We start from the raw sequence: 17590 nt of genomic DNA, 5'->3' as shown, positions 1-17590 counted from the left end.
TCCAGTAGTCGCCGGATGGTGAGTCTTCGCGGTAGTGGGGTCGGATCCAGCCTTCGACTCGGTCGCCGTGGCGGGATTCGGTGCGCTCCGGGCGTACTGAAAAGGGATCTTGAGGGGTGACCGGTTCGGTCGCTGAGAGATTGACCGGTGAGGGGTCTGCCGGCCTGGTGCGGGCCGGCCACTGGGGGAAACGATCGGGTTCGATGTGTGGGGTTTCGAGGTGTTGGGGCTCGGTCCACGCCTCGTCGGGCTGCTCAGGCGGCCAGGTCTCGTCGGGGTGGTTGGTCCAGTGCTCGTCGGGTTGGCTCGCAGGCCACATCGGAGGCTGCCCTTCGGTGCGGTCGGTGGGATGGGAAGGGTGCTGAGCTGCTGATCGTTCGGATGATGCAGGGCCGGGGCTCGTGGTCGGCCAGAGTTCCCTGGAGGTGCGGGGGCCCGGGACGACCGGGCCGGCCATCGCGATTGCTGCGCGGCCGTTGCGCTGGCGGATGGGTGTGGCGACATGGTCCGGCCCGCTCACCGGTTCGGAACCTGCGCGTTTGTTCGCGGCTGAGCCTTCCGTGCGGCGGGCCGCACCCCGCGGATCGTCGGCCTTGCGGCGCCGGGCATGTTCTCCCAGCTCCGTGGGGCCGCCGGCCGCGTTTTCGGTGCGGCCGAGCCCGAAGAGAGCCCGGCGGAAAACGATGAGCGTGGTGATGCCACCGACGATCAACGCCACCCCGACGGGGGTCATCCATGTCGTCACGGGGGTTGTAACGAATGGTGCATTAGGAACGAAACGCACGCGTACCGACGACTGGCGGGAGCGCGGTGCCGCGCGGGGCTGGATACGATCATCAGCAGCGCCGCGACACGGAGCGTGACCTCAGGACTCGCTCCCGGCGCGGCGAGTGGTGAAGATGTGGCTACTGGAGGTGCTGGGCAGTGACGACCGACATTCACACCACGGCCGGGAAGCTCGCCGACCTGGCACTCCGGGCCGAGGCGGCCACCCATGCCGGTTCCGATCGGGCGATCGACAAGCAGCGCGCGAAGGGCAAAAAAACCGCGCGCGAAAGAATCGAGTTGCTGCTCGACGAGGGTTCCTTCGTGGAGCTGGACGAGCTCGCCCGGCACCGTTCGACAAACTTCGGGCTCGACCGCAACCGGCCGTACGGCGACGGCGTGGTCACCGGGCACGGGACGGTCGACGGGCGGCAGGTGTGCGTCTTCTCGCAGGACTTCACGGTGTTCGGCGGTTCGCTCGGTGAGGTGTTCGGCGAGAAGATCGTGAAGGTGCTCGACCTCGCCATGAAGATCGGGTGCCCCGTGATCGGCATCAACGACTCCGGCGGCGCGCGCATTCAGGAAGGTGTGGTCGCCCTCGGTCTCTACGCCGACATCTTCTTCCGAAACGTACGAGCAAGCGGCGTCATCCCGCAGATCTCGCTCATCATGGGCCCCTGCGCCGGGGGTGCCGTGTACTCCCCCGCGATCACCGACTTCACGGTCATGGTCGACCAGACGTCACACATGTTCATCACGGGGCCGGACGTCATCCGCACGGTCACCGGCGAGGACGTGGGGATGGAAGAGCTCGGCGGTGCGCGTACGCACAATTCCCGCAGTGGGAACGCGCACTATCTCGCCAGCGATGAGGAGGACGCGATCGACTACGTTCGCGCACTGCTCGCGTACCTCCCGAGCAACAACGTCGACGAACCGACCACCTTCGACCAGCCCGCCTCTCTTGTTGCGAACCAAGCGGACCTTGATCTGAACACGTTGATCCCGGACTCCGCGAACCAGCCCTACGACATCCACACCGTGGTCGAGGCTGTCGTCGAGGACTTTCTCGAGGTCCAGCCGCTGTACGCGCAGAACATCGTCATCGGTTTCGGCCGGGTCGAGGGGCGCCCCGTCGGTGTCGTCGCGAACCAGCCGATGCACTTCGCGGGCACTCTCGACATTGCGGCTTCGGAAAAGGCCGCGCGTTTCGTGCGTACCTGCGATGCCTTCAATCTGCCTGTGCTCACTTTCGTCGACGTCCCCGGCTTCCTGCCCGGCACCGGCCAGGAATGGGACGGCATCATCCGGCGCGGCGCCAAACTCATTTACGCGTACGCCGAAGCGACCGTCCCCAAAGTCACCGTGATCACGCGTAAGGCGTACGGCGGCGCGTATGACGTCATGGGGTCGAAGCACTTGGGCGCGGACATGAACTTCGCCTGGCCGACCGCGCAGATCGCCGTCATGGGCGCGCAGGGTGCCGTCAACATTCTCTACCGCGGCGAATTGGCCGCGGCGGAGGACCCGGCGGCGTTGCGGGCCTCGCTCATTCAGGAGTACGAGGACACGCTCGCCAATCCGTACATCGCCGCCGAGCGCGGTTATGTCGACGCGGTCATCAAACCGTCCGAGACGCGGGCGCAGGTCACGCGGGCTCTGCGGATGCTGCGGACCAAGCGTGAGACGTTGCCGCCCAAGAAGCACGGCAACATTCCGCTCTAGCCTTTTGCTGCTGCTTTATTTGTGGGGGTTGCCCTGGGCGGCCTTGCCCCTGGGCGGCCTTTTCCGGCGGCTTGGGTCGGGCGGCCTGGGTCGGGCGGCTTGGGTCGGGCGGCTTGGGTCGGGCGGCTTTGGTTTATGTGGCGCTGATGGTTGGCAACCACTGGCCGGCGAGCATGAACCCGCCCACGACCAGTGCCGCGAGGTCGACGACCAGGAACACCCCGACCCAGAACAGCGCCGGAATGCGCGTCACCCCGGCCAGCTGATCGGCGTCGGACTCCGGCATCCGCCCGCGGCTGCGCAACTTCTGCAACTCGAAAACCGGCCGAACCCCACCGAACAACAAGAACCAGACGCCGGCGTACGCGAAAGCCGCCTGAACCTGTGGCGTCGCGTACCAGGAAACCCCGAGCACGATCGCCCCGGTAACCACCAGCGACACCACACCGAACACATTCCGAATGTTGATCAGCATGAGCAGCAGCAGCACCACGACCAGCCACAACAGCAGCGTGATCCGGTTCCCCCCGAGCAACCACGCCCCGCCGAGCCCCACCAGCGAAGGCGCGATGTACCCACCCAGCAACGTGAACATCATCCCCGGCCCGGTAGGCCGCCCCGCCGAAAGCGTCAACCCCGACGTATCGAACTCCAGCCGGATCCCGCGCAACTTCCGCCCGGTCAGCAACGCCGCAAGCGCATGACCACCCTCATGAGCAATCGTCACGGCATTGCGAGCAACCCGCCACAACGGCCGGAAACTGGCAACAACCAGCCCGATCACCGCCGTAACGAGCACCAGCAGGCCAGGAGGATCAGGTTGGGCGCCCATCAGCGTGTCCCACAGGTCATTCACCGATTCGATCGCCACAGCGCGGAAGCGTAGCGGATCAGCTTGTGGACTTGCCCCACAACTGACCCACACTGACCTCGAACTTCATCAACAACCGCCGCAAAAGCGGCAACGACAACCCCACCACGTTCCCGTGATCCCCCTCGATCCGCTCCACGAAGAACCCACCACGCCCATCAATAGTGAAGGCTCCAGCAACATAAAGCGGCTCACCCGTGGCCACGTACGCCTCGATCTCGGCGTCACTCACATCCGCAAAATGGACGATGGTGCTCCCCACGGCCTCGGCATTTTGCCCACTGCCCTGGTCAATCAGGTGGTGACCGGTGTGCAGCACGCCGGCCCGCCCCCGCATGGCCCGCCAGCGCGCCTTGGCGTCATCCTCGCCTGAAGGCTTACCGAGGATCTCCCCGTCGAAGGCCAGGACCGAATCGCAGCCCAGGATCAGGGTGCCTTCTTCTTTGGGGAGGTCGGCGGCTACGGCTTGGGCTTTCATCCGCGCCAGGGTCAGACAGAGTTCTGCCGCGTCGTCGGTCTTCACCACCGACTCATCCACGCCGCTGACCTGAACTGAGGGATCCAGGCCGGCCGCTCTGAGCAGAGCAAGCCGCGCGGGGCTGGCGGAAGCTAGTACAAGACGAGGCATGAAGGGGAAGGTACCGGGCGCGACTAGGAAGTCGAGCGCGACCTGGCCCGAAGAACAAAGAAGAGAGCACCGGCGCCCAGCAGAATGACGAGCACCACACCGCCGATCAGCAGACCCGAACCACTGCCGCTGGAATTTTCCGCCTCCGGCAGAGCCGCAGATCCCGAGGCACCAGCGGAGGGGTCGCTCGCAGAAGTGGTCGCACTCGCGGACGGCGCACTCCCACCAGGCCCACCAGCTTCGAGCGCAGCAACGATGTCCAAAACCCCGTGCCCGTACTTGTCGTCTACACCAGGCGCACCCTTGTCGACTGCAGTCGACTCCAGCCGCTCGACAACTTCCTTGGCACTCATCTCCGGATACTTACTCCGCAGCAGAGCCGCAGCACCGGAAACAATCGCCGAGGAGTACGAGGTTCCGTCAGCGTTATCGATATAGATACCGTCATTGCTGATACTCGCGATATCTACACCAGGCGCAGCGATATCAACACCGCTTCCAGTGACCGACACCTTGGCAAGCTCTCCGGACTTATCGGTGGCGCCGACACCTACAACACCCGGCAGCTTCGCAGGCGCCATCACGCTTGTCGCCTCGGGCCTATTGCCTACGCCGGCAATGATTACGACATCAGCCTTCGCTGCTTTCGCGACAGCAGCAAGCGCCTTCGGGTCAACTCCATTAACAGCCAACGATATATTGATTACCTTGGCGCCGTGAGAGATTGCATAATCAACACCGGAGCCGATGTCGATATAGTCTAGACCTTTTCGCATGACTCTGACTGGGAGGATCTCAGCATCAGGCGCAATCCCTAAAGCCCCATTTCCGCCTTTACCGTGCGCGGCTATTAACCCGGCGACAGCAGTACCATGGCCCTCTGGATCGTTCTGACCCGATCCGCCCCGAACAACAAAATCGGCGCCGTTGAGCAAACTGCCTGCCAGATCAGGATGATCATTGACTCCGGTATCAATAACGGCAACCACGACCCCCTTGCCCGAACTGATCCGCTGCGCTTCTGCGATCTTCAAGTAAGTGAGGTGCCACTGCTCATCTCGGATCCCTCCGGCGTAGGCAGGACTGCCGAAAACGGCGGCGCCAGCAAAAGCCAGCGCCACTGCAAGAGCAGCAGAAAGTCGTCGAATCATCTCCGGTAACCGATAGCCGGTCCAGGATCAACGGGACCCGCCTCGGCAGAGGGCATCAACACAGGATCAACGCCTTCGTCCGTGACCCACGGATTATCCGGGTCCCAATGGCTCATCTCATCATGATCATCGTTACGACGAGCCGACCGACCATGCTGGCCAAGCATGTTGCCTGAACCAGAACGGGTGGCTCCCTGGGGTCCTCCAGACCGAACCCCGCCCCCCTGCCGGCCGCCTGCAGCAGCGCCTGTCCGCCCATTAGCTCCAGCGCCAGGAGTCGAACCCTGCTGACCGATAACTCCGCCCACAGGGTTGACGCGCCCGGAACCCCCTAGGCGGGAAGGCGAACCTCCCGCACCTGGCATCTGGCCGATAACTCCGCTACCTGGCCTTGCGCCGATCACACCACCAGACGGCATTGCGGTGCGCGTAGCGGGCGCCCCGAGCGCGCCCGGCTTTACCAACCCACCAGGCGCAATAGCTCCGCCTCCGGGGAGAAAGCCACTGGTCGGGACGACTCCCGGCAAACCACCCACGGACACTCCGGGCAGTGCTCCAGACGCAGGCAGTCCGCCCGGCAAGGGCGCCGAGACACCGCCGGGAGGAGTCAGGACTGAACCTGGTCCAACGCCGCCAAGGACAGGACCTGAGCCCGGGGTCGTAACGACGGGATTGACTCCCGGCGTCGAAACAACGGGGTGCTGAGCCCCCGGCACGGTTGCCGTTGGCGAAACCGGCGAAACGGCATGGGACGAGTTCGGGGTAGAGCCGACCGAGCGGGGACTGTCTCCTGAACTCCCGCCGGTGGAAGAAACAAACGGTGCACCGAGTGTGGCGGTCCCATTGTTGTCTTCGCGCTTCTCGCCTGAATCACCAATGTCTACACCACTCCCGGGCATATAGGCCTTCGGTTCCTGCAGAGAGGCGTGGCTGCTCATTACCGTGCTGCTCAGGTTGAACATGATTGAGCGGGCTTGGTAATTCAGCTTCTCTTGCTCTGCTGATGAAACCGGCGGGGTGGGCTTGGCGCCTGAAGGAGAAGGTGAGGGGGTTGGGGTCGGGCTGGGTGAGTTTTGCTGTGATTGCCAGGCGAGGTTGAGCTTGTCGTTTGCTTCGTACTGCTCGAGGATCGGCTTCAGCTGGATTTGAGCGACGGCGAGGTCCTGCATCACCACTCGGACCGCTGTGATGTTTGTGGAGGTCGCGGTCAGCGTCTGGTCAAGGTGTTTGAGCAGTTCGTTGAGGCGTTCGATGTAGGCGGCTGAGGCCGCGCTTTTTGAAGGCGGCCAGGCTACGGCAAGGTTGTCGCGGTAATCCTGGACGTTGGAGATGTGCTGACCGATCAGTTCGGCGGTTGCCTGCCAGCCCTTGGTGACGACGTTGAAGTAGGCGTCGGTGTCGTGGCCCTCGATTGCGGACCACATGGCGCGGACGTCCTTGTCGTTCCAGTTCGTGCCGCCGTAGCCGCCGCTGCCGCCCTCAGCTGTGAGCATCAGTTTTCCTCATCCAGCAGTTGGGAGCCGGTTTCCGACTTGATGAAGGCGACTTGGACGTCCTTCACGGTTGCGTGCGCAAACGCGTCGGAGGAGCGATATTCCTCGCTGATCTTCGACGCTGCGGCTGCGGCTTGGCCGGTGCCGGTACCGAAGTTGAGGGTGTTTGCGAGCGTCACATTCTTGACCTTGTTGTGCTCGGCCATGAAGTCGCCCAGCTCGGTGAAGAGGGGAAGCGAATCAGGCAGGTCCTGCATCATCACTTCGGCGACCTGGTTGGCATGCGGGGCGTAGCCGTCCGCGACCTCTGCCTTGAGGCCCTTGGCGAAGTCTTCCATCTGTTGGATGTCGGCTTCGATGCTGCCGTAGTCGCTGAGCCAAGCCGGCCCGCGATCCTCCTCAGGAATCATCCGAGTCCCTCCCCCGAGCGTACGAATCTGCTTCGAGGGTAGACGGTGCGGCCTGCAAGTTTCGACCCCGTGTCCGGGGGTGGGGCAGGTGCGGCCGTACCGAGACCTGTCTATGCGGGAGGGGGAGTCAGAGGGGGAGGCCCGATTCGCGCCAGGAGTCCGATCTTGGGGTTGGGCGGGCTCGGCGGGTCCAGAGGCTGGGGGAATGGGGGTGGGTGGGGGGTGTTGTGCTGGTCAGGGCTATGACCAGGGCGGCGAGCTCTGCGGGGGTGGGATCTCCGTGTACGACGTTGACCAGCGGTTCCTCGTCCATTGATCAAGCGTACGGTCCTGAGACGGTTACGCGGTGACACGGATCCCACACTCGGCTGATCGATTCGCTGCGGCTCGACATGACCGGGTATTTTCTGCGTGATGTCTACTTCCCCCCCGCTTGTTGTCGCTGATCGTTACCGGCTCGTCGCGCCGCTCGGTCAGGGCGGGATGGGTCGTGTCTGGCGGGCGACCGATGTCGTCCTGCATCGTGATGTTGCGATCAAGGAACTCGTGCCGCCGCCCGGGCTGACGCCTGAGGAGCGGCAGGAGATGCGTGAGCGTTCGTTGCGTGAGGCTCGGGCGATTGCCCGGCTCAACAACGTGAACGTGGTGCGTGTCTTCGACGTCCTGCGTACGGATGCTGATCCGTGGATTGTGATGGAGTACGTCCCGTCGCGGTCTTTGCAGGACATTTTGGCTGCTGACGGGCCGTTCAATCCGATCCGGGCGGCGGAGATCGGGCTGGGTGTGCTCGGCGCGTTGCGGGCTGCTCACCGGGCCGGCGTCGTGCACCGTGATGTGAAGCCGGGCAATGTGCTGATCGGCGAGGACGGCCGCGTCGTGCTCACCGACTTCGGGCTCGCGACGGTGCCCGGTGACCCCAACGTCACTCGTACGGGACTGGTGCTGGGCTCCCCCGCGTACATTGCTCCGGAGCGTGCTCGGGACGGCACAGCCGGACCCGGCGCTGATCTTTGGTCTTTGGGGGCGACGCTCTACGCGGCGGTGGAGGGGGCTTCTCCCTTCGCGCGGCCGTCGGCGATCGCGACCCTTGCCGCACTGGCGACCGAGAACCCGCCGCCGGCCCGTAACGCAGGCCCGCTGAAGCCGGTGCTGAACGGCCTGTTGCGCAAGGATCCCTCGCATCGGATCAACGCCGAGGAAGCCGAGCGGCTGCTGCTGCGCGCCGCGGGCCGCCGGTCGAAGCTGAGCTTCCCGATGAGCCCGACGATGCGCCGCCCCGGTGTGGGCCGCGAACGTCCGCCGGTCGTGCCCGGTGCGGCGGCCAATGCGCCTGTCGTGCCCGGCCCGCGCCCGCCGGCGACTCCTCCGGTCACCCCGGGGCCTGTCACCCCGAGTCGTGGAACGGCTACGCCGCCTGGTCGCGCCGCTGCGACTCCTCCGGGTCATGTGGCAACTCCGCCGAGTCGTGGTTCGGCGTCGGCTCCGCAGGGACGTGCTGCGGCGACGCCACCGGCCGCCGAGAACCAGCAGGGCCGCCCGATCTTCGCGCCGGGCAAGGCCAGCGTCGGTCGCGCGCCGCGTCCGGCCGAAACCCGCATCGACAACCCCAAAACCCCGTTGGACGCGACCCGCCTGGATTCACCAGCGGTCGACCACACAGGTACGCCCAAAGCCAAGCGAACGCCCCCCGAATCCGGCCTCGACGCCACCATGCGCGGCGCCGGCCCGGCCCTGGGCTCGTTCACAGCCGCCGAGGTGGCAGCCGCCCGCAAACAGCCGACGCCACCCCAGCAGCCTGCGCCGCCCCAGCAGCCGAAGGCACCCCAGGCAGCGGCCTCCGCTCCAGCGCTAACTCCCGAGAGCACCCCCACAGCAATCACCCCGATCCCATCCACGGGTACGCCGTCAGCCCCGGATGCTGTCCCCGATGCGGACACGGTTCTCAAGGCTGGTCCGCAGGCAACTCCCGACGACGCTGAGAGCGTTCTCGTGGCGGATGCCGCGCCGGACAATGCTGCGGTCAAGCAGGACGCCGCCGGCCCGGACGCCGAAACCGCCACGCCGCCCGCCACCGAGCCCGCCGGGGACACCGAAACGCCGGGCAACATCCCGAGTTCCGAGCCGGCTGCGACCGCGGTGCGGGCAGGTGCGGGTAAGGCGTCCGGTAAGAAGGTTCGCGGGAGCCAGGCCGCTTCGGTCGCTGCGGTGACAAGCGCCGACCTGGACACATCGAGCGAGGCGGCGAACGCCACACCCGATACGGTCACCGGCACGGGTGACAAGACGCTTGCCGGTTCGGACGTCGAAGCTGAGCCAACCGACAGCGGAACCGATGCCGCGAGTGAGCCCGGCATCGCAGACAAAGCCGACGCCGCGGGCGAAGGCGGGGCCGAGCAGCAGCCCACCGACGGGTCAGGCGCCGAAGACAACCCGAGCGCCAGGACCGACCGGGTTGCCCACGAAGAACCCCTCGTCGACAACGACCTGAGCGCCAGGGACAAACTCGGCGAGCTCGGTGCTCAAAACAAGCTGGCTGCTCAGGACAGGCTGGGAACTCAGAACGACCCGGGTGCCGAGAACAAGGTAGGTGCTCAGGACCAGCTCGGCGCCAAGGACGAACTTGGTGCTCAGGACCAGGACGGTGCTCAGGACCGAGGCGGTGCTCAGGACCGGCTCGGCGCTCAGGACCAGGTCGATGCCAAGGGCCAAGGCGGTGCTCAGGGCGGGCTCGGCGCTGAGGACAAGCTGGGGGTCGGAGGGGAGCCGGGCGCCGAGGTGTTGCCAGGCACCCCGGGCAAGCCGGGTGATCGAGCCGTAGCTGAGGCGGGTAGCGAAGCCGCGGATGAATTGGGCGCCGAGGACGGGCCGACTGCGGTTGCGCCGCTGCGCACCACCGATGAGCCGACGATGGTCGACGCGTCAGGTGCTGCGGGCAAAGCCGACTTGGCAAGCCCTGCCGATGCAGCCAGCGCGGTTGGTATGGGTAGCGCGGCTACCACGGCAAGCAGTTCCAGCGCGCCAAGCAAGGCCGGTAATGCCAGCGACGCAGCCAACAAGGCCGGCGTGGCAAGTAACGCTGGCACGGTTAGCGAAGGCGGGGCCGCAGGCAAGGCCGGCACGGCGAACGACGGCAACCCGGCTAGTAAGGCCGACGTGGCAAACGACGGCAACCCGGCTAGCAAGGCCGGCGCGGCGAGCCAGAGCGACTCGGCTAGCAAGGCCGGCGCGGCGAGCCAGAGCGACTCGACTAGCAAGGCCGGCGCGGCGAGCCAGAGCGACTCGGCTAGCAAGGCTGGCGCGGCGAGCCAGGGGGATTCGGCGGGCAAGGGCGGGGCAGGGATCGGGTTCGGCGCTTCGTCCGGGGCGAGTGCGGTGGCCGGGGCGAGTGCTGCTGGGAGTGCGAGTGCTGCTGACCGGCGGGACGCGGCGGGGGAACCGACCGTGGTCAAGCCGGTGGATGAGTTCGGGGGGAATCGGACGAGGGTGCTTCCTCAGCCGAGCAACCTTCCTAGCCAGGCGAGTCGGGCGTCAGATGACTCGGTGGAAGGTAGTAAGCCGCCGCGTCGGACTGCGCCGGTTTCTGGGGCGCCTGTGTCGGGAGCTCCCGTGTCGGGGGCGCCGGGGATGCCGAGCCGGCCGGCGTGGCAGCCGATGATGTTGCGGGAGCCTTCGGCTGGGCGGCGGGGGGTGACGGTTTTCGGTATTACGTTCACTCGGCAGCAGACGGTTATCGGGGTGGGGATCCTTGCTGTTGTGGTGCTGCTTCTCATTTTGGTGATCCCGAAGGCTTTCGGGGGTGACGACGATGAGAAGGCCGCGGGTGGTGGCGGGGTCGCACCTGTGCCGACCGCTGCGGCTGTGTCGCCGCAGAAGTCCGGTGGGGCTTCGGCTCCTGGTGGGGCGGCGCCCACTTCGGCGGCTACCAGTGCTCCGGTTGCCGCGCCTGGGACCACTCCTACCAGTAAGGCGCCGACGTCGGCGCCGGCCAGCAGCAGTGGGACGTTCACGCTGCCGGCGGGATGGAAGACCTACGGGAACTCCGGTACCGGGTTCACTGTGCCGTTGCCCAGCGACTGGTCGGCTGAGGTTCGGGGGGACGAGATCTACTTCCGGGGCGACAACCGGCTGCTGATCATCGCGCAGACCGATCAGCCGAAGCCCGATCCGCTCGCGGACTGGCAGCAGCAGGAGGCGTCGCGGTCGAACGGGACGTACAAGAATTATTCGCGGGTGAAGCTGCAGTCGGTCGACTACTTCCAGAAGGCCGCGGACTGGGAGTTCTTCTACACGACGTCCAGCGGTAACAAGCAGCATGCCGTGAAGCGGAACTTCCTGACCAGCCCGAAGAAGGCGTACAGCATCAACTGGTACGTCACGCCCGGCGACTGGGCCGCCTCGCAGGCGGATCTGCAGAACATCTACAAGGGATTCAAGCCGCAGTCGTGACCCCATGCATGAGGTGAGCGATGAACGGGTAGTTCATCGCTCACCACGGATGGAGGTGCACGAATGTTTCGCCGACACGGAACCAAACCCGCGCTCGCCCTTTGGATGCTCGTCGCAATCGCCGACGTGGCTCTGCTCGCGGCCGCCGCCGGTCCCGTCCTTTTCCTGCTCACGCTGGCCGGAGCGGGCCTGCTCGCGGCCGCCGCGGTCCTCATCACCCAGCGCCGAGCCACCCCGCAACCCCAACCGGCCCGCCGCCGCGCCTGACCCGACTCAGCCCAGCCCGTCCGGCCCGGCCCGACTCAGCCCAGCCCGTCCGGCCCGGCCCGACTCAGCCCAGCCCGTCCGGCCCGGCCCGGCCCGACTCAGCCCAGCCCGACTCAGCCCAGCCCGACTCAGCCCAGCCCGACTCAGCCCAGCCCGACTCAGCCCAGCCCGGCCCGGCCCGACTCAGCCCAGCCCGGCCCGGCCCAAGCCCAGCCCGGTCCAAGCCCGGCCCGGCCCGGCCCGCACGCCCGCACGCAGGGTCACACGCCCGCACGCACGCAGGGTCAGCGGATGCTGCGGGCGAACAGCCGGGCGGCCCAGGCGACCGCGAGCGCGGCCAGGACCGCCATGATCGCCAGCCCCTGCCAGACCGCCGGCGCGCCCAGATCCCCTCGGAACAGCGCGCGCACCCCGTTGACCGCCCAGGAGAACGGGTTCCAGTCGGCAATGCCCTGCAGCCAGCCCGGGGCGTAGGTGAGCGGCAGCAGGATGCCCGACAGCAGCAGGACCGGCTGGGCGACCGTGTTCATCAGCGGGGCGAGTGCGTCCTCGCTCTTCACGGCGAGTGCGACCCCGTAGGAGACCGCTGAGGTCATCAGCGAGATCAGGGCGAGCATCAGGTAAGCCAGCAGCAGGTTGCCGATGAAGACCCGCAGGTCGAAGGCGAGCGCGAGCAGTGTGATGATCACTGCCTGGGCGAGCAGGGACACCGTGTCGCGCAGGGAGCGGCCGAGCAGCAGGGCGAGCCGGCTGACGGGGGTGACGCGGGATCGTTCGATGACGCCGGCGCGGAGTTCGGCGATCAGGCCGAAGCCCTGGAAGAGGCCGCCGAAGATCGCCAGGAGAACGAGCAGGCCCGGGACGAAGATCTCGTACGCCTCGGCGTTGGTCCGCACTCCCAGCGCGGGTTTCAGCAGTGGGGCGAAGAGCAGCAGGTACATCACCGGCTGGAAGACGCCGACGAGGATCCAGACCGGGTTGCGGAGCAGGGCCTTGAACTGGTGCTGGAAGATCAACCAGGTGTCGCGGAGCATCAGTTCTCCCGCAGGGATCGGCCGGTCTTGGTCAGGAAGACGTCGTCGAGGCTGGGGCGGTGCAGTTCGATCGTGCCGAGTGCGACCCCGGCGCTGTCCAGGGCGCGGATGACCAGCGGGATGGCTGTGGCGCCGTCCTCGACGTAGAGACGCACACTGTCGTCGTGAAGCTCGACGCGTGGAAAATCCGAGAGCGCGGCGGCGGCGGCAGCGGGTAGAGCCACTCCGACCCGTACGACATCTCCGGATATTTCTTTCTTGAGCGAGGCAGGCGTCCCGGAGGCCACGATCGCGCCGTTGTCCATGATGGAGATACGGTCGCAGAGGGCGTCGGCCTCGTCGAGGTAGTGCGTGGTGATGAAGATCGTCATGCCTTCGTCGCGCAGGCGGCGGACCTCGTCCCACATGTGGGCGCGGCTCTGCGGGTCGAGGCCGGTGGTCGGTTCGTCGAGGAAGACGATCTTGGGCTCGTGGATGATGCCGAGCGCGATGTCGACGCGGCGACGCTGGCCGCCCGAGTACGTCTTGCACTTGCGCTCGGCGTATTCGGTGAGCTGGAAGCTGTCGAGGATCCGTGCGGTGCGGGCGCGGGCCTCGGACTTGCTGACGCCGTAGAGGCGGGCTTGCAGGACGAGTTCCTCGCGAGCGGTGGAGTCGTCGAGGGTGCTGCCACCCTGCGCGACGTACCCGATGCGGCGCCGCACCTCGCCAGGGTCCTCGAGCAGGTCGACGCCCGCGATGGTCGCCTCGCCGCCGTCGGGTTTCATCAGGGTGGCGAGCATGCGCAGGGTGGTGGTCTTGCCTGCGCCGTTGGGGCCGAGGAAGCCGAAGATCTCGCCTTCGTCGACGGTGAGGTCGACGCCGCGGACAGCGTCGACGGTGCCGTGGCGGGTTGTGAACGACTTACGCAAACCTAGCGTTTTGATCACGCGGAGCAGCGTAGATTATTCAAGTCTTACTAGTCAAACTTGATTAACAGAGGACTCGAGGTGCCCGGCGATCCTTCTGCACCAGGCGACCTCCGCAGCGGCGCGCTCCATGGCCAGCTCCCACATCCACGTGACATGGATCGGCTTGTTCTTGGCCCAGTCGGCGTCGATGGCTGCCCGCAGCTGCTGATTGCCGGCCTCCAGCTGGATCGCCCGGTTACGCAGAGCCGCGACGGCTTCCTCGCGCGGCAGCGCGGGAAGGAACGAGAAACCGGCCAGGAACGGGTCGGGCGCGGCGGAGATGTTCCACCATGTGCCACGCAGCAGGGAGTCGAACTCGGCGACACCCTTGTCGGTGATCTCGTACGTCGTCCGCGCCGGCCGCGCCCCCACCTGCTCGGTCTTCACCTCGCGGAGCAACTCCTCCTCCGCCAGCTTGCGCAGCGCGTGGTAGATCGATCCGGGCTGGACGTTCGCCCATTTGTCGGCGCTCCAGCTCAGCAGCTCGCGGCGCACGTCGTAACCGTGCACGGGCTGCATCCACTGGACGACACCGAGAATCATCATGCGGGTAGCGGACATACGGGTCAGCGTAATAGGCAAGTTTGACTACCGCGCGAAGTGGGGCGCCTGAGGATAGGCTCAGGTCCGTGCTCAAGGTATTGATCGCCAACCGCGGCGAGATCGCCGTCCGTGTCCTCCGGGCGTGTGCCGATGCCGGCCTGGCCAGTGTCGCCGTCTACGCCGACAGCGACCGGGACGCCCCGCACGCCCGCCTCGCCGACGAGGCGTATGCGCTCGACGGGGAGACCGCTGCCGACACCTATCTGCGGATCGACAAACTGCTGGAAGTCGCCGCTCGGAGCGGGGCTGACGCGGTTCACCCCGGTTACGGGTTCCTCAGCGAGAACGCCGAGTTCGCTCAGGCCGTACTCGATGCGGGCCTGATCTGGATCGGTCCTTCACCGACGGCGATCCGTGACCTGGGTGACAAGGTCACCGCGCGGCACATCGCGCAGCGGGCCGGTGCACCGCTCGTGCCCGGTACGGCCGAGCCGGTGGGCGACGCGGAGGAGATCATCGCGTTCGCCCGGGAGCACGGGCTGCCGGTGGCGATCAAGGCGGCGTTCGGTGGCGGCGGTCGCGGGCTGAAGGTGGCACGCGAGTTCGAGGAGATCCCGGCGCTGTTCGAGTCGGCGACCCGGGAGGCGGTTGCGGCGTTCGGGCGCGGCGAGTGCTTCGTGGAGCGTTACCTGGACCGGCCGCGGCACGTCGAGGCGCAGGTCCTGGCCGACACGCACGGCAACGTCATCGTGGTCGGCACGCGGGACTGCTCCCTGCAGCGCCGGCACCAGAAGCTCGTCGAGGAGGCGCCCGCACCGTTCCTCACCGACGCACAGCGCGCCGAGATCCACCGCAGCGCGAAAGCCATCTGCCGCGAGGCGGGCTACCACGGCGCGGGGACGGTCGAGTATCTCGTCGGGCAGGAAGGCACGATCTCGTTCCTGGAGGTCAACACCCGGCTGCAGGTCGAGCACCCGGTCAGCGAGGAGACCACCGGGCTCGATCTGGTGCGCGAGCAGTTCCGGATCGCGGACGGCGAGGTGCTCCGGTTGACCGAGGACCCGACGCCACGTGGGCACGCCATCGAGTTCCGCATCAACGGCGAGGACGCCGGTCGCAACTTCCTGCCCGCGCCGGGCACGGTGACCACGCTGACCTGGCCCCACGGGCCGGGCGTCCGGGTGGACGCGGGGGTCGAGGCGGGCAGCGTGATCGGCGGCAACTTCGACTCCATGCTCGCGAAGATCATCGTCACGGGTGCCACCCGGCAGGAGGCGCTCGAACGGGCCCGGCGGGTGCTCGACGAGACGGTGATCGAGGGCATCGCCACGGTGCTGCCGTTCCACCGGCTGGTCGTGCGCGATCCCGCATTCACGGCCGAGCCGTTCACCGTCCACACCCGATGGATCGAGACGGAGTGGGCGGGCGGGGTCCCTGCTTTCACCGGCGCTTCCGCCCCGGTCGAGCCGGAAGCCCGGGAGACCATTGTGGTCGAGGTGGGCGGCAAGCGCTTGGAGGTGCGGCTTCCCACGAGGGGTACGCCCAAAGCAGCCCCCGCTCCCCGCCGCGCCCGAGCCGTCGCCCAGACCAAAGCCCCCGGAGGTGCGGCAGCGCTGACCGCTCCGATGCAGGGCACGATCGTCAAGGTCGCGGCGGCCAATGGCGACACCGTGGCCGAGGGTGACGTCATCGTCGTGGTCGAGGCGATGAAGATGGAGCAGCCGTTGCAGGCGCACCGCGCGGGCACCGTCAACGGACTGTCCGTCGAGGTCGGCGCGACGATCACCGCCGGGACGACCGTGTGCACGATCGATCAGGCCGGCGGCTGACCCGGGACGGCACTGAGATCAGGGCGACAGCTGACAGAGCACCTCACGGGCGGCCGCTTCGGGCGTACCCGTGAGGTGGGAAAGAGCGCCACTGTTCCAGAGCGTGGCGAAGCCGTGCGCGATGGACCACCCGCTCAGCCCGCCTTCCTTGAGCGCACCCCGCGCCTCGCCGCGCGCTGCGACCAGGCCGGCATCCTCGTCGTGGAAGAGGTCCGGGCGGAACATCACCTCGAAATGCGCCCGGTGGGTGACCGCGAAGTGGACATAGCTGACGCCCAACTCCAGGAGGCTGCCGTCGCGCTCCCACGAGGCGTTGAGCGCGGCCGACAACTCCTCGAAGCCCTCGGTCGCCAGGACGGTGAGCAGGCCTTTCTTGTCGCCGAAGTGGTGCGTCGGCGCGGCGTGCGAGACCCCCGCGCGCCGGGCCAGGTCCCGCAGGCTCAGCGCGGCCGGCCCGGACTCGACGATCGCCTCGGCCGCCGCGGTCAGCAACGCCCGCCGCAGATCGCCGTGGTGGTACGCCATCAGCGCAGCCGGGTGATGGTGACTTCCACGTCCTGCCCGGTGCTGCCGGGACCCGCGTAGACGCCCTTCAACGGCGGCACGTCGCCGTACTCGCGGCCGCGGCCGACCACGACGTGCCGCTCCCCCACCGGGATGCCGTTCGTCGGGTCGAACGCCGTCCAACGCCCCACCCACCACTGCACCCAGGCATGGCTCTGCCCGACGATGCTGTCCCCGATGGCCGCGGCCGACGACGGATGCAGATAGCCCGAGACGTAGCGCGCGGGCAGCCCCATCTCGCGCAGCAGCCCGACGGTCAGATGGCTGATGTCCTGACAGACGCCCTTGCGCTGCTTCCACGCGTGCACGGCGTCGCTCTGCACCCCGGTCGAGCCAGGCTGATAGGTCACCTCGCCGCGGACGAATTCACAGACCGCGAGCGCTGCGGCGTGCGGGGTGGCATGGGCGGCACGGATGTCCGCGGCGATCGAGCTCAGTTCCTCGTTCATCACCGTACGCGGTGAGCTCAGCAGCAGCTCATACCACCGATCCACGCTCTCGGGCCGCGCGAGATCCGCCCACGAGGCACCTTCACCGGGCTCGATCAGATCCCCGGGCGGCAACGTCTCCACCGTCGAGGTAGCCGTCACGGTCAGCGCCTCATGCCTCGCATGCACGTCGAACGCCGTAACCACGGTCCCCCAGTAGTCCTCGTACCGATACGTCCGCGCCGGCGGCCACACCTCCACCCGAGCATCCAGCACCGCCTGATGCGTCTCGTTACGCGGCCACATCCGAGCCTCGTTGTACGACGACGACACCGCCCCCGCGTAATCGAACCCACTCTTGTGCTGAACCCTCAACCGCCAACTATCAACAGTCATGCTGTGCCCTCTTCCGGCATGCCCTCATGGCCCTCGCCGTCACGGCCGTCCGCCACTTCCGGGCGGCGAAGCTCGGTGCAATCGGTCATG

15 protein-coding genes are annotated in these 17590 nt (G+C 67.2%); 4 read left to right on the top strand and 11 right to left on the bottom strand.

The annotated features are described in order from the left end of the window. The first annotated feature begins 924 nt into the window (after nt 1-924). On the top strand, nt 925-2490 hold the full coding sequence (locus Aco04nite_RS30250) for an acyl-CoA carboxylase subunit beta (RefSeq protein WP_213000645.1): 1566 nt from the start codon (nt 925-927) through the stop codon (nt 2488-2490). A gap of 133 nt (nt 2491-2623) precedes the next feature. Here the strand turns inward: Aco04nite_RS30250 and Aco04nite_RS30245 are convergent, their stop codons facing one another. From Aco04nite_RS30245 to Aco04nite_RS30220, 6 genes are all read right to left on the bottom strand, one after another. Beyond that, entirely contained in the window at nt 2624-3322 is a 699-nt protein-coding gene (locus tag Aco04nite_RS30245; protein WP_213000807.1) for a M50 family metallopeptidase, read from the bottom strand. A 58-nt stretch (nt 3323-3380) separates the two neighbouring features. Beyond that, nucleotides 3381-3989 carry a Maf family protein gene (locus Aco04nite_RS30240; protein ID WP_213000644.1) on the bottom strand — a complete coding sequence of 203 codons (609 nt, stop codon included), beginning with the start codon at nt 3987-3989 and terminating at the stop codon, nt 3381-3383. 23 nt (nt 3990-4012) lie between these two features. Continuing rightward, nucleotides 4013-5140 carry a S8 family serine peptidase gene (locus Aco04nite_RS30235; protein ID WP_213000643.1) on the bottom strand — a complete coding sequence of 376 codons (1128 nt, stop codon included), beginning with the start codon at nt 5138-5140 and terminating at the stop codon, nt 4013-4015. Further along, nucleotides 5137-6633 carry a hypothetical protein gene (locus Aco04nite_RS30230; protein WP_213000642.1) on the bottom strand — a complete coding sequence of 499 codons (1497 nt, stop codon included), beginning with the start codon at nt 6631-6633 and terminating at the stop codon, nt 5137-5139. Before Aco04nite_RS30230 ends, Aco04nite_RS30235 begins: the two co-directional genes overlap by 4 nt. Further along, nucleotides 6633-7043 (bottom strand): hypothetical protein, encoded by a 411-nt coding sequence (locus Aco04nite_RS30225; protein ID WP_213000641.1) that lies wholly within the window; start codon nt 7041-7043, stop codon nt 6633-6635. The genes Aco04nite_RS30230 and Aco04nite_RS30225 overlap by 1 nt, the downstream gene beginning before the upstream one ends. Before the next feature lie 127 nt (nt 7044-7170). Further along, nucleotides 7171-7356, bottom strand: a complete 186-nt coding sequence (locus Aco04nite_RS30220; RefSeq protein ID WP_213000640.1) for an acyl-CoA carboxylase subunit epsilon — start codon at nt 7354-7356, stop codon at nt 7171-7173. A 101-nt stretch (nt 7357-7457) separates the two neighbouring features. Between Aco04nite_RS30220 and Aco04nite_RS50385 the strand changes: the two genes are divergently transcribed. Further along, entirely contained in the window at nt 7458-11489 is a 4032-nt protein-coding gene (locus Aco04nite_RS50385) for a serine/threonine-protein kinase (RefSeq protein WP_498370768.1), read from the top strand. 63 nt (nt 11490-11552) lie between these two features. Further along, nucleotides 11553-11756 (top strand): hypothetical protein, encoded by a 204-nt coding sequence (locus tag Aco04nite_RS30210; RefSeq protein WP_213000639.1) that lies wholly within the window; start codon nt 11553-11555, stop codon nt 11754-11756. Between the two features lie 284 nt (nt 11757-12040). Here Aco04nite_RS30210 and Aco04nite_RS30205 read toward each other — a convergent pair whose 3' ends face one another. Genes Aco04nite_RS30205 through Aco04nite_RS30195 form a run of 3 tightly spaced genes read right to left on the bottom strand, consistent with a single transcriptional unit; the run spans nt 12041 to nt 14301 of the window. Beyond that, complete coding sequence (locus tag Aco04nite_RS30205) at nt 12041-12790, bottom strand: ABC transporter permease (protein WP_213000638.1); 750 nt, start codon at nt 12788-12790, stop codon at nt 12041-12043. Then, complete coding sequence (locus Aco04nite_RS30200; RefSeq protein WP_213000637.1) at nt 12790-13719, bottom strand: ATP-binding cassette domain-containing protein; 930 nt, start codon at nt 13717-13719, stop codon at nt 12790-12792. Before Aco04nite_RS30200 ends, Aco04nite_RS30205 begins: the two co-directional genes overlap by 1 nt. A 33-nt stretch (nt 13720-13752) precedes the next feature. Beyond that, the gene (locus Aco04nite_RS30195) at nt 13753-14301 is read right to left on the bottom strand and encodes a PadR family transcriptional regulator (protein ID WP_244876410.1); all 549 of its coding nucleotides are present in this window, start codon (nt 14299-14301) and stop codon (nt 13753-13755) included. A gap of 68 nt (nt 14302-14369) precedes the next feature. Between Aco04nite_RS30195 and Aco04nite_RS30190 the strand changes: the two genes are divergently transcribed. Continuing rightward, complete coding sequence (locus Aco04nite_RS30190; RefSeq protein ID WP_213000636.1) at nt 14370-16112, top strand: acetyl/propionyl/methylcrotonyl-CoA carboxylase subunit alpha; 1743 nt, start codon at nt 14370-14372, stop codon at nt 16110-16112. 18 nt (nt 16113-16130) lie between these two features. On the opposite strand, the gene Aco04nite_RS30185 is transcribed toward Aco04nite_RS30190, so the two are convergent. Together Aco04nite_RS30185 and Aco04nite_RS30180 are read right to left on the bottom strand one after the other, a co-directional pair. Beyond that, nucleotides 16131-16637 (bottom strand): TetR/AcrR family transcriptional regulator, encoded by a 507-nt coding sequence (locus tag Aco04nite_RS30185; RefSeq protein WP_213000635.1) that lies wholly within the window; start codon nt 16635-16637, stop codon nt 16131-16133. Next, nucleotides 16637-17479: a transglutaminase family protein gene (locus Aco04nite_RS30180; protein ID WP_244876409.1), complete on the bottom strand. Its 843-nt coding sequence runs from the start codon at nt 17477-17479 to the stop codon at nt 16637-16639. Before Aco04nite_RS30180 ends, Aco04nite_RS30185 begins: the two co-directional genes overlap by 1 nt. Between the last annotated feature and the right edge of the window lie 111 nt (nt 17480-17590).

The organism is Winogradskya consettensis (assembly GCF_018332715.1).
Classification (GTDB): Bacteria; Actinomycetota; Actinomycetes; order Mycobacteriales; family Micromonosporaceae; genus Actinoplanes; species Actinoplanes consettensis.
This window is presented reverse-complemented; position numbering and strand designations above follow the sequence as displayed.

What these genes read in the sequence shown, in the direction of transcription:
- Aco04nite_RS30235 (WP_213000643.1), bottom strand. Translation starts at nt 5,140, where the DNA reads ATGATTCGACGACTTTCTGCTGCTCTTGCAGTGGCGCTGGCTTTTGCT.
- Aco04nite_RS30205 (WP_213000638.1), bottom strand. Translation starts at nt 12,790, where the DNA reads ATGCTCCGCGACACCTGGTTGATCTTCCAGCACCAGTTCAAGGCCCTG.
- Aco04nite_RS30225 (WP_213000641.1), bottom strand. Translation starts at nt 7,043, where the DNA reads ATGATTCCTGAGGAGGATCGCGGGCCGGCTTGGCTCAGCGACTACGGC.
- Aco04nite_RS30185 (WP_213000635.1), bottom strand. Translation starts at nt 16,637, where the DNA reads ATGGCGTACCACCACGGCGATCTGCGGCGGGCGTTGCTGACCGCGGCG.
- Aco04nite_RS30240 (WP_213000644.1), bottom strand. Translation starts at nt 3,989, where the DNA reads ATGCCTCGTCTTGTACTAGCTTCCGCCAGCCCCGCGCGGCTTGCTCTG.
- Aco04nite_RS30245 (WP_213000807.1), bottom strand. Translation starts at nt 3,322, where the DNA reads ATGGGCGCCCAACCTGATCCTCCTGGCCTGCTGGTGCTCGTTACGGCG.
- Aco04nite_RS50385 (WP_498370768.1), top strand. Translation starts at nt 7,458, where the DNA reads ATGTCTACTTCCCCCCCGCTTGTTGTCGCTGATCGTTACCGGCTCGTC.
- Aco04nite_RS30195 (WP_244876410.1), bottom strand. Translation starts at nt 14,301, where the DNA reads ATGTCCGCTACCCGCATGATGATTCTCGGTGTCGTCCAGTGGATGCAG.
- Aco04nite_RS30210 (WP_213000639.1), top strand. Translation starts at nt 11,553, where the DNA reads ATGTTTCGCCGACACGGAACCAAACCCGCGCTCGCCCTTTGGATGCTC.
- Aco04nite_RS30230 (WP_213000642.1), bottom strand. Translation starts at nt 6,633, where the DNA reads ATGCTCACAGCTGAGGGCGGCAGCGGCGGCTACGGCGGCACGAACTGG.
- Aco04nite_RS30220 (WP_213000640.1), bottom strand. Translation starts at nt 7,356, where the DNA reads ATGGACGAGGAACCGCTGGTCAACGTCGTACACGGAGATCCCACCCCC.